Genomic DNA, 11237 nt, shown 5'->3' with positions numbered 1-11237 from the left:
TAACCTTTGCATATGCGGAGCAATAGAGATAACGCGCCAGATCTTCCTTGATATGACCACGCGTCTCATGATTCACCCAGATAGGCATCACTTTTCTGTCATAGGCACCATGCAGCCACTCTTCCAGTTGACTGACTATCGGGCTGGATTTGTAAGCCCCTTCTACCACCATCTGCTTTCGCTCAAGGCGTAGCCCCTTGGCTGCATGCCCGGATACGGACTTGATCTCGTCAAGCAGCTCCTCAGCTTGCCTTGAATCAAGCTTTACAGGAGGTTTCTCCTTCAGTTCAGCAATGATTCTTTGCGCGGCTTCATGAATCGTTCTGGACCACTCTTTACGTGAATCCTCGCGGCTCAGACCACTGCGCAGTTCAGGCATGCCTGAGTGATAAAGAACCTCTGCAGCAGGCACAGGCTCACCTCCCCTGTGAAGAGGAACCTTGAGCATGCTGGCGATCTTGTCGATCCCCATGCTTTCAACAAGATCATTTCTGACACCCGCCAGAATGACGCGATGACGGGCCTGCGGTATGCCGTATTGCTCTGCCTTTATCAGGAAAGAGGAAAACTCATCTCGTGAAAGAGGGGTAGAGCCAAACCAGCCACTGTTCTCGCGCGGGTAGTGAACCTTGTCATCCACCAGAGAAAAGATGGTGTAGCCCTTCTTCTGCACCGACATCACGGAATCCGCGGTAGTGACCTCTACGGCAGAGTCTGGCTCATGTAGATCAGACAGGATCTGGTCAAAGATGTATTCACCATTGACCTTGGATGACAATATCCCGCGAACGTTTTCCATGATGAAGACACCAGGGCGATGGCGCGCGATAACGGATAGATACTCCTTGTAAAGGAAGTGTCTCTTGTCATCTTCTGCCTTGTATTCCTTGTTGCCCTTGTTTCTGGAGCGCCCGGCAAGGGAGTAGGCCTGGCAGGGCGGCCCACCTATCAGTACCCAGTTTCTCGAATGATCCAGCCCCTGCTCGAGCCTCTCCTCAAGTGCATGATTGCCAGCTTCGTCTCCCAGCTCCAATGACAATGCTTCATGCTCTGCGTGTTCCCAGAGGTCGCGATATTCTTCGAGGCTGGAGGGATGCGGGCCGCCTGTCAGATAATTGAAGTAGACACTCCTGTCCTTTCCGCTATCGAGCAGTTCCCGGAAGAAGGCTCGAAGGGTCAGTGTCTTGTGAGCGGAAGCTTCCTTCTCGACCGAGACGAGTGTCTTGAAGACGCGTTTCTCGTTGTCATCCCGTAGGGAGTTGAATCCTTCACCCAGGCCACCTGGGCCTGCAAAAAGGTCGACCACCTGAATTGAATGGTTCATGGTTCTAAGCCTGAATTGATGCCTGAATGAAGCAGGGGGCTGACATGACAGATGTGGTTGATCCTAAAGTGCGTTCCCGGATGATGGGGGCCATCAAGGGCAAGGATACGAAGCCTGAAATCCAGTTGCGCCAGTATCTGCATGCCCAGGGGTTCCGCTATCGCCTGCACCGGCGCGGCCTTCCCGGCTCTCCCGATCTGGTGCTCAAGCGCCACTCACTCGTCATCTTCGTACATGGCTGTTTCTGGCATCGACATGAAAAGTGTTTCTACGCCGCCAGCCCGAAGACGAGGCCTGAGTTCTGGCAACAGAAGTTCGAGGCCAACATGGCCCGTGATGCCAGAGTCCAGAATGAGCTGCAACAGCTTGGTTGGAGAGTGCTTGTCGTATGGGAATGCGGTTTGAAGCACCTTGATCTTGAGGATCATCAGATTCCAGAGCTGATCCGATCACTGCATGCTGACATGCAATGGCCAGCAATTCCGCCTCGCATGAGGTGATCGGATGCTCGCATGGCGCCCAGCGTGACCAGGAGAATACCAGGTTCGCGGGCGCCCACCAAATGCCAGCTTCACTCGATATTCTGAATCTGCTCGCGCATCTGTTCGATCAGCACCTTGAGCTCGACGGCGCAGCGGGTGGTGTCGGCGACCACGGACTTGGAGGAGAGGGTGTTGGCTTCGCGGTTGAGTTCCTGCATCAGGAAGTCGAGGCGGCGGCCGATGGGGCCCTTTTGGGTGAGCTGACGACGGACTTCGCCGACGTGGGTGTCGAGGCGGTCGAGTTCTTCGTCGACGTCGGCCTTCTGGGCCATCAGGGTCAGTTCGGCTTCCAGACGTTGTGGGTCGAGGGTGGCGCGGACTTCTTCGAGGCGGGCGAGCAGGTTCTCGCGCTGACGGGCGAGGATGTCGGGCATCAGGCGGCGGACTTCGGCGACGTGGGTGTCGACGCCATCGAGGCGTGCGCTGATCAGTTCGGCGAGGCGTTCGCCTTCGCGGGCGCGGCCTTCGATGTGCTCGTCCAGCGCGCGCTTGAACAGGTTGAGGGCATCGGCCTTGATGCGCTCTTGATCGGCGCCTTCGCGCACCAGCACGCCGGGGTAGTCGAGCAGGGCGAGGCGTGAGGGCTGCGGGGTGTCCGGGCAGTGCTGGCCGACTTCGGCGAGTACGCGGCTGAGTTCACCCAGGCGTCTGGCATCGACGGCGAGGCTGTCGGCACCGGCTTCGGCGTCAAAGCGCAGCGAGAGTTCGACCTTGCCGCGGTTGAGGCGCTTGCGCAGGCCTTCGCGGAAGGCGCTTTCGAGTTCGCGCAGGCTGTCGGGCAGGCGGAAGTGCGGTTCGAGATAGCGCTGGTTCACCGAGCGCAGCTCCAGCGTCAGGGTGCCGTAGTCGGCTTCATGGGTCTGGCGGCTGAAGGCGGTCATGCTGTGGACCATGACGTGCTCCTTGTCGGTTGGCTGTCAGAAGAGGGGCGGCGCATGAGCGACCGCGCTGATAGCCTGAAGTGTACGCGTGCCGCTCTTGAGCGCCCAGTGATCAGGAGCAGGTCCGGCCCGCGCGGCGCGAAGGTCGTCGCCCGTGGCTGCGGCGTGTAGACTCTGGCCTCCCGAATACTGCAACAAGGAATCCCCATGAGCGAAGCCAACGTGACCCGTCCCAGTGGCCGTACCCCGGAGCAGCCGCGCGAGATCCGCCTGACCCGTGAGTTCACTCGTCACGCCGAGGGTTCGGTGCTGGTGGAGTTCGGGGAGACCCGCGTGCTGTGCACCGCCTCTGTCGTGGCGGGCGTGCCGCGCTGGCTGCGCGGTTCCGGCAAGGGCTGGCTGACCGCCGAGTACGGCATGCTGCCGCGTGCGACCCATACCCGTAATGATCGTGAAGCGGCGCGTGGCAAGCAGGGTGGCCGCACGGTGGAGATCCAGCGTCTGATCGGCCGTGCGCTGCGCGCCGCGGTAGATCTCAAGAAGCTGGGCGAATACACCATCACCATCGATTGCGATGTGCTGCAGGCTGATGGCGGCACGCGTACCGCGGCGATCACCGGTGGCTGTGTGGCACTGGTCGATGCGCTGCAGGGCCTGCAGCGTGAGCGCAAGATCAAGACCGACCCGCTGGTGAGTCTGGTCAGCGCCGTGTCGGTCGGCATCTACAAGGGCGTGCCGGTCACCGATCTCGACTACCCGGAAGACAGCAAGGCCGATACCGACATGAATGTCGTGATGGCCGAAGGCAAGGGGCTGATCGAGGTGCAGGGCACGGCCGAAGGCGCGGCCTTCGATCGCGCCGAGCTCAATGCGCTGCTGGATCTCGCCGAGCGTACCGGTGAGCAGCTGTTCGCCGCGCAGCGCGCCGCACTCGGCATGCCGGCCGACGCCTGAGCCCTGCGGCACGGCCGCTGTGCCATGAGTGCCATGTCATGAGTGATGTGTCGTGAGTGTCATGTCATGAGCGCTGCGTCATGAGCGCTTGACGCCAGACAGAAAACGCCCCCACCGCTTGCGCGATGGGGGCGTTTTCGTCAGTGCCCGAAGGCACATCATGCGACTGGCAGGGTGGCCCGAGGCCGAACGCTCAAGGGGTGACAGCGTGCATCACAGCTCGAGGTCGTACTCGACGATGACCGGTGCGAACTCGCTGAAGGTGGCATCGGTGTCGATCCAGGCGTCCTTGATATGACGACGCAGGTTCGGGTCGATGACCTGATAGTCGAGGCGCCAGCCTTCCTGACGGGCGCGCGGCTGGTCACTGTCCAGCGCTGGCCACCAGGAGTACTGGTCGGCATCGCGGTTGACTTCGCGGAAGGCGTCGATGAAGCCGATCGGGCCGAAGACCTGATCCATCCATGCGCGTTCTTCCGGCTTGAAGCCCGGCGTCATCTGATTGTCGGACCAGTTGGCGAGGTCGACAGTCTTGTGGGCCACATGCCAGGTGCCGCAGATCATGTAATCACGACGCTTGCGGCGCAGCTTGCTGAGGTATTCCTGATACTGCTCCATGAAGGCGCCCTTGGCAGCCGGATCACTTCCGTCAGGCATCAGGAAAGAGCAGATGCTGAAGCGGTCGTAATCGGCCTGCAGGTAGCGGCCTTCGTTATCGCACTGCTCGAAGCCCAGTCCATACATGATGGCCTTGGGAATCTGGCGGCAATAGAGGCCAACCCCTGAGAAGCCGTCTTTTTCGGCGTCCAGGAAGTAGCCTTCGTACCCTTCCGGGTAGAGGATGCTGTCGTCGAGCTCGAAGCTCTTGGCCTTGAGGTTCTGGATGCAGACGACGTCGGCGTCCTGACTGGCAAGCCAGTCGAGGAAGCCGCGGCTGACCGCTTCTCGAATACCATTGACGTTAACTGTAGCGATTTTCATACGTGGTCCCTGGTTCGTCGCGCCTGTATGATACCCGAGCTTTAGACGATTTGGTAAATGGCTAACGAATTCAAAGGTGATATCGGATGCAGGACTACCAGCGGGAGTTCATTGAGTTTGCCATCGAGCAGGACGTGCTGCGGTTTGGCGAGTTTACGCTCAAGTCCGGGCGGGTGAGCCCCTACTTCTTCAATGCTGGTCTATTCCGCTCCGGACAGGCCCTGGCGCGTCTGGGACGCTTCTATGCGCGTGCCATCGTCGAATCAGGCCTGGAGGCCGATGTGCTGTTCGGCCCAGCGTACAAGGGTATCCCGCTGGGTGCCGTGACGGCCGTGGCGCTGGCTGATCATCATGATCGTGACATGCCGTTCACCTTCAATCGCAAGGAAGCCAAGACCCACGGTGAAGGGGGCTCGTTGGTCGGCGCGCCCCTCGAAGGCCGCGTGATGATCATCGACGATGTCATCACCGCCGGCACCGCCATCGGCGAAGTGATGGAGATCATCCACGCCGAGAGTGCCAAGGCGGCGGGCGTCGTGATCGCACTGGACCGTCAGGAGCGCGCTCCCGATGGTCAGGGAGGCCTGAAGGCGAACAGCGCCATTCAGGAAGTGGAGGCACGTTTCTCCATGCCCGTGGTCAGTATCGTGACGCTCGACCAGGTGCTCGAATATCTGGAACAATACGCACAGCAGGAACTGTCTGGGCATGCGGTCGCGATTCGCGACTACCGTGCGCAATACGGTCTCCAGGGCGCCTGAGAGCGTTCATGACCCGCGCAGCATTACCTTCCCAGTCACGTACAGAGGTGCATACATGACAGCTCACCGTAACATTCTCGGCCTTTCGGCAGCCATCCTCGCTGCCAGTCTGTCCGCCCCGGCCATGGCCGGCAACGCTGACATCAACCTGAATACTGAAGCCGTTCAGGGCGAAATCAATGGCGAGATCGGCAATGGCGTCCAGCTCGGCGGCGGTATCCTGTCCAGCGATGACCACGACGACGTCACGGCCGGTCACGTCCAGCTGCTGGGCACCGAGCGCACCAGCGAATACGACGTGGGCCTCGGCGCACGCTGGAGCCAGTACGACACCGACCACGGTGACGGCGGCGGTCTGGGCCTCGGCGGCTACGGCTACTACTACCTGCCGGGCGCACCGCGTGTCTCGCTGGGTGGCTACGGCTACGTGACCCCGGACGTCGCGACCAGCAACGACCTCGAGCACAGCTACGAATACGGCCTGCGCGCACGGTATCAGGTCATCGACAACGTCGAAGGCTATGTCGGCTACCGCAAGGTGAAGGCTGACTTCGAGAACCGTGACGAACGCACGCTGGATTCCGGCCCGCTGGTCGGCATGCGTCTGCAGTTCTGAGGCGGGTTCTCGGCAACGCGTGCTCCGCGTGAGTCACGCATTGCGGTAAGATGGCGGGCCCTTCGGGGCCCGCTTTGCGTTGTCATGGCCAGGTGAGCATCGCCGGCCAGCCCCCTGTTTTCGACTTCTGCCGCGAGTCTGCTCATGCTCGATATCGTGCTCTATCAGCCCGAGATTCCGCCCAATACCGGCAACATCATCCGGCTGTGTGCCAACACCGGTTACCGCCTGCATCTGATCGAGCCGTTGGGGTTCGAGCTGGATGACAAGCGCCTGCGCCGTGCCGGTCTCGATTATCATGAGTGGGCACGTGTGCAGCGCCATGCCAGCCTCGATGACTTCGTGGCGAACGTGACACCTTCGCGGGTCTTCGCGCTCTCGACGCGTGGTCGCACCGCGCCGCATGAGGCCAGCTTCCAGGCCGGTGATGCGCTGGTGTTCGGCCCCGAGACACGCGGTCTGCCACAGGCGATGCTCGACAGCCTGCCCCGCGAGCAGGTGTTGCGCCTGCCGATGCTGGCCGACAGCCGCAGCATGAACCTGTCGAATGCCGTCGCCGTGGTCGTCTATGAAAGCTGGCGTCAGCTCGATTTCGCCGGCGCCGCAATTCTCGATTGATCGGCCAGCCCTCGATTGATCGGCCAGGCCTCGATTGATCGGCCAGGCCTCGATTGACCGACCATCGCCCGCGTGAGATGCATTTCCGCTCCCTTTCTTCGCCCAGCAGGACACCGTGATGACCGAGATCCGTGATCGCCTCGCCAAGCTCAACCCCCGCCAGCAGGAAGCCGTGCGCGCCATCGATGGCCCCTGTCTGGTGCTGGCCGGTGCCGGATCAGGCAAGACCAGCGTGATCACGACCAAGATCGCCTATCTGGTGCAGGAATGCGGCATGAAGGCACGCAACATCGCCGCCGTGACCTTCACCAACAAGGCGGCGCGCGAGATGAAGGAGCGTGTCGGCAAGATGCTCAAGGGCCGCGAGGGCCACGGGCTGATCGTCTCGACCTTCCACACCCTCGGCCTGACCATCATCCGCGGCGAGCTGAAGACACTGGGCTACAAGCCGGGCTTCTCGCTGTTCGACACCGATGACGCCAAGGTGTTGATCAAGGAGCTGATGCACAAGGAAGCCGACACCGACGCCGAGCAGATCAACGCGGTGCAGAGCCAGATCTCCACCTGGAAGAATGATCTGATCCTGCCCGGGGCGGCGCTGTCGCATGCCGAGGATGAAGACGCCCAGTACGCCGCAGTGATCTACGAGGCCTACAACCGGCACCTCAAGGCCTACAACGCGGTCGACTTCGATGACCTGATCCTGCTGCCGGTGGTGCTGTTCCGTGATCACCCCGAGGTGCTGGCGCGCTGGCAGCGGCGCATCCACTACATGCTGGTCGATGAGTATCAGGACACCAACATCAGCCAGTACCTGCTGGTGAAGATGCTGATGCAGGAGCGCCAGACCTTCACGGTGGTGGGCGACGATGACCAGTCGATCTACGCCTGGCGCGGCGCGCGCCCGGAGAACCTCGTCACCCTCGGTGAGGACTTCCCGCGCCTGAACCTGATCAAGCTGGAGCAGAACTATCGCTCCACCGGCATCATCCTGCGCGCGGCGAACACCCTGATCGCCAACAATCCCCACGTCTACGACAAGACGCTGTGGTCGCAGATGGGCGATGGCGACCCGATCCGCATCATCATGAATCGCAACGAAGAGGCCGAGGCCGAGCGCGTGGCGGGCGAGATTCTCACGCGGCGCATCAAAGAAGGCGCCGAATGGCGTGACTTCGCGGTGCTCTATCGCGGCAACTTCCAGGCGCGCCTGCTGGAGCTGAAGCTGCAGCACTACCAGATTCCCTACAAGCTCTCCGGCGGCACCTCCTTCTTCGGGCGCAACGAGATCAAGGACGCGATGGCCTACCTGCGTCTGCTGATCAATCCGGCGGACGACAACGCCTTCCTGCGCATCGTCAACGTGCCGCGGCGGGAAGTCGGGCCGGGCACGCTGGAGAAGCTGGCCAACTACGCCACCGGGCGTGGCGTGTCGCTCTACGCCGCCTGCAGCGAGATGGGCCTGCGCGAGCAGCTGAGCGAGCGTGCGCTGGACCGCCTCGGCCGCTTCACCCACACGCTGGACCGCGTGCGCCGCGAGATGGACGCCGGCCAGTCGATCAGCGCGATCCGCGAGCTGTTCCGCGAGGTGGATTACGAAGGCTGGCTGTATCAGAACGCCAGTGCGCCCAAGATCGCCGAGCGGCGCATGGCCAACGTCTGGATTCTGGTCGATCAGCTCGAGAAGTCGATCAGCGGCAATCCGCAGGAAGAGGTGGAGGAGCTGGAGGGCAGCGAGGCGATGATCGGCGATACCGAGACCGGCGATGTCGCGGCGGCCATCTCACGCCTGGTGCTGCGCGACATTCTCGAGCAGCAGGCCGAGGAAGATGACTCCGACCGCGTGCAGCTGCTGACGCTGCATGCCTCCAAGGGCCTGGAGTTTCCGCATGTCTACGTGCTGGGGCTGGAGGAAGACCTGCTGCCGCACCGCAACTCCATCGAGATGGAGACAGTGGAGGAGGAGCGCCGCCTCGCCTACGTGGGCATCACTCGTGCCCGCCGTACGTTGGTGCTGACGCTGGCGCGCCAGCGCAAGACCTACGGCGAGATGATGGACTGCGTGCCGAGCCGCTTCCTGGATGAGCTGCCGCCGGAAGACCTCGAGTGGGAAGGGCGGGCCGACAAGCCGCAGGATCAGGAGAAGAAAGTGGCCCGCGGGCGGGATGCCATCGCGGGCCTGCGTTCGCTGCTGGGCTGATGTTTACTGTCGGGTACTGTGCGCTGAGACTCAGCGCACGGAGTCGAGCAGGTAATCCACCGCGGCCTTCACTTCCTCATCGGAAAGCGCCGGGTTGCCGCCCTTGGCCGGCATGGCATTGAAGCCTTCGATGGCGTGGGTGTAGAGCGTCTCGTCGCCCTTGGAGAGTCGGCCTTCCCAGTCGCCGGCCTCGCCCAGGCGCGGGGCACCGGCGGCGCCAGTGGTGTGACAGGCCATGCAGATGCCACCGTAGACCTTCTCGCCGTCTATCGCGCTGGCGGCACTGGCTTGGCCACCAGCGCCGCTGTCCGCCGGCTGCGAGCTCGCTGCCGAGCCATCACCGGCGCAGGCATCGCCCTTCACGCATAGCTCGCCCACCGGCTTGAGTCGCTCGGCAATCGCCTCGCGGGAGTTGTCTGCGGCCTGTGCGGACGCGCTGACAAGCACGCTGAACAGCATCGCGCTCAATGAGAGTGACAGGGAAGAGCGCTTGAGGGGAAAAGCAGCTGGCCGGCGAGCTTGCATGGCGTGCACCTTTTGGGGCTGTGTATCGAGCCAGTATAGCGCTCGCCGGAGGCGCAGCAACCGCGTGGCTGGCGGGATATCTCGACATCGTAGAATCAAGACGTTACCATAAGCGCGCCTCGGTTCACTGCAACCCTGGCATGCGCGCCCATAGCTCAGCTGGATAGAGTACTGCCCTCCGAAGGCAGGGGTCGCAGGTTCAAATCCTGCTGGGCGCGCCAACGAATTCCCGTTACCGGCGCCATTGCCGGTCGACACCCGAAAAGCCCTCGTACCTCACGGTGCGGGGGCTTTTTGCATTGCGGCGTGCACCAGCGGCGCAGGCGACTTTCTTTGACGTCATCAAACGAGTGTTCTAAAACGGGATGAGCCACGTTGGCGGTTCTTCGCGCCGGTCGCTGTCGCCTAGTACGCCATACTCGTGGCTGTCTGCCTTAGCTGCTGGCTTCGCCGGCCCTCACTGGATGTTCTCATGACGACTGCCGCCCCTGTTGATCCTGCTTCGCCTGAATCTGTTGTCTCGCCTGCTGGCTCGTCTAATGAGAGCAGCGAGGCTGCCGCCCGGGAAATCACGCGCATGCAGGCGCTGCTGGAAGACCAGCGCGCCGCCTACGGCCTGTCGCCGATGCCCAGCGCCGACGAGCGCCAGGCCTGGCTGACCTCGCTGCGTGATGCGCTCAAGTCACACGAGGAGGCCCTGATCGCGGCGATCAGCGCCGATTTCGGCCACCGCAGCGCCCATGAGACGCGTCTGGCCGAACTGGTGCCGAGCTACGAAGGCATTCGTCATGCACGCCGTCACCTGAAGGGCTGGATGAAGCCCTCCAAGCGCCATGTCAGCGCTGCCTTCCAGCCGGCCTCTGCGCGCGTCGTCTATCAGCCGCTGGGCGTGGTCGGCATCATCGTGCCCTGGAACTATCCCCTCTATCTGGCGATCGGCCCCTTGATCAGCGCCCTGAGTGCCGGCAATCGGGTGATGATCAAGATGAGCGAGTTCACCCCCGAGACCGCCGAGGCGCTGCGCGTGATGCTGCTCGATGCCTTCGATGAGGTGCAGGTGGCCGTGGTGATCGGTGAGGCCGATGTGGCGGCGGCCTTCTCGGCCTTGCCCTTCGACCACCTGCTGTTCACCGGCAGCACGGCGGTCGGCAAGCATGTGATGCGCGCCGCGGCGGACAACCTGACCCCCGTGACGCTGGAGCTGGGCGGCAAGTCGCCGGTGATCATGTCGCGTGAGCTGATGGCGGATGAGTCGCAGCGTCGTGAAGCCGCGGGGCGGCTGGCCTTCGGCAAGGGCATGAACGCCGGCCAGACCTGCGTCGCGCCGGACTACGTGCTGTGCAGTGAGGACCAGGTCCCGCTGCTGGTCACGGCACTGGGCGAGGCCTTCCAGCGCTTCTATCCGCGCTTCTGCGAGACGCAGGACTATTCGCGCATCATCAATCAGCGTCAGTACCAGCGCTTGCGAGAGGTGCTCGAGGACGCCCTGGCGAAGGGCGCGACACTCAGGCCTCTGGTCGACAGCCCCGACTGGAATGACCCGGAGCTGGTCGAGAAGCGTCTGATGCCGCCGCTGGCGTTGCTCGATGTGACGGATGAGATGCGCGTGATGCAGGAGGAAATCTTCGGCCCGCTGCTGCCGATCGTCGGCCTGGCGGATCCGGGGGCAGCGGATGAGGCGGAGGGCGAGACGAGTGTGAAGGACACGTTGCTGGAGGCACCGGCGGATACGCTATCCGTCGCGATGGCCTATGTGAACGCCCGGCCCCGGCCGCTGGCGCTGTATTACTTCGGCCACGACAAGCACGAACAGCAGCGGGTCACCGAGGGCACGC

At 62.6% G+C, this 11237-nt stretch carries 11 protein-coding genes and 1 tRNA gene; 8 read left to right on the top strand and 4 right to left on the bottom strand.

Going from position 1 to position 11237, the window contains the following annotated elements:
• On the bottom strand, nucleotides 1–1324 hold a 1324-nt coding region (locus AC4FAH_RS09525), incomplete at its 3' end, for a DNA cytosine methyltransferase (RefSeq protein WP_490245949.1).
• 44 nt (nucleotides 1325–1368) lie between these two features.
• Here AC4FAH_RS09525 and AC4FAH_RS09520 point away from each other — a divergent pair.
• On the top strand, nucleotides 1369–1824 hold the full coding sequence (locus AC4FAH_RS09520) for a very short patch repair endonuclease (RefSeq protein WP_225347438.1): 456 nt from the start codon (nucleotides 1369–1371) through the stop codon (nucleotides 1822–1824).
• 71 nt (nucleotides 1825–1895) lie between these two features.
• On the opposite strand, the gene AC4FAH_RS09515 is transcribed toward AC4FAH_RS09520, so the two are convergent.
• Complete coding sequence (locus AC4FAH_RS09515) at nucleotides 1896–2759, bottom strand: YicC/YloC family endoribonuclease (protein WP_225347437.1); 864 nt, start codon at nucleotides 2757–2759, stop codon at nucleotides 1896–1898.
• 195 nt (nucleotides 2760–2954) lie between these two features.
• Between AC4FAH_RS09515 and rph the strand changes: the two genes are divergently transcribed.
• Entirely contained in the window at nucleotides 2955–3701 is a 747-nt protein-coding gene (gene rph / locus AC4FAH_RS09510) for a ribonuclease PH (RefSeq protein ID WP_043331764.1), read from the top strand.
• A 213-nt stretch (nucleotides 3702–3914) separates the two neighbouring features.
• On the opposite strand, the gene AC4FAH_RS09505 is transcribed toward rph, so the two are convergent.
• Nucleotides 3915–4682 carry an exodeoxyribonuclease III gene (locus AC4FAH_RS09505; protein WP_043331765.1) on the bottom strand — a complete coding sequence of 256 codons (768 nt, stop codon included), beginning with the start codon at nucleotides 4680–4682 and terminating at the stop codon, nucleotides 3915–3917.
• Nucleotides 4683–4768: 86 nt separating this feature from the next.
• Here AC4FAH_RS09505 and pyrE point away from each other — a divergent pair, with 86 nt between their 5' ends.
• The 4 genes from pyrE to rep all read left to right on the top strand — a co-directional run bounded on the left by pyrE (nucleotide 4769) and on the right by rep (nucleotide 8877).
• The gene (gene pyrE / locus AC4FAH_RS09500) at nucleotides 4769–5443 is read left to right on the top strand and encodes an orotate phosphoribosyltransferase (protein ID WP_107335804.1); all 675 of its coding nucleotides are present in this window, start codon (nucleotides 4769–4771) and stop codon (nucleotides 5441–5443) included.
• 55 nt (nucleotides 5444–5498) lie between these two features.
• Entirely contained in the window at nucleotides 5499–6059 is a 561-nt protein-coding gene (locus tag AC4FAH_RS09495; RefSeq protein WP_225347436.1) for a YfaZ family outer membrane protein, read from the top strand.
• A gap of 144 nt (nucleotides 6060–6203) precedes the next feature.
• Nucleotides 6204–6677 carry a tRNA (uridine(34)/cytosine(34)/5-carboxymethylaminomethyluridine(34)-2'-O)-methyltransferase TrmL gene (gene trmL, locus AC4FAH_RS09490; protein WP_225347435.1) on the top strand — a complete coding sequence of 158 codons (474 nt, stop codon included), beginning with the start codon at nucleotides 6204–6206 and terminating at the stop codon, nucleotides 6675–6677.
• Between the two features lie 118 nt (nucleotides 6678–6795).
• Complete coding sequence (rep, locus tag AC4FAH_RS09485) at nucleotides 6796–8877, top strand: DNA helicase Rep (RefSeq protein ID WP_043331771.1); 2082 nt, start codon at nucleotides 6796–6798, stop codon at nucleotides 8875–8877.
• Nucleotides 8878–8907: 30 nt separating this feature from the next.
• Here rep and AC4FAH_RS09480 read toward each other — a convergent pair whose 3' ends face one another.
• Nucleotides 8908–9402 carry a c-type cytochrome gene (locus AC4FAH_RS09480; protein WP_064503228.1) on the bottom strand — a complete coding sequence of 165 codons (495 nt, stop codon included), beginning with the start codon at nucleotides 9400–9402 and terminating at the stop codon, nucleotides 8908–8910.
• 144 nt (nucleotides 9403–9546) lie between these two features.
• On the opposite strand from AC4FAH_RS09480, the gene AC4FAH_RS09475 reads away from it, so the two are divergent.
• Nucleotides 9547–9623: transfer RNA gene (locus AC4FAH_RS09475), tRNA-Arg, on the top strand.
• Nucleotides 9624–9874: 251 nt separating this feature from the next.
• A partial coding sequence (locus AC4FAH_RS09470) for a coniferyl aldehyde dehydrogenase (protein WP_490245948.1) occupies nucleotides 9875–11237 on the top strand: 1363 nt, incomplete at its 3' end.

Source organism: Cobetia sp., assembly GCF_983723665.1.
This window is presented reverse-complemented; position numbering and strand designations above follow the sequence as displayed.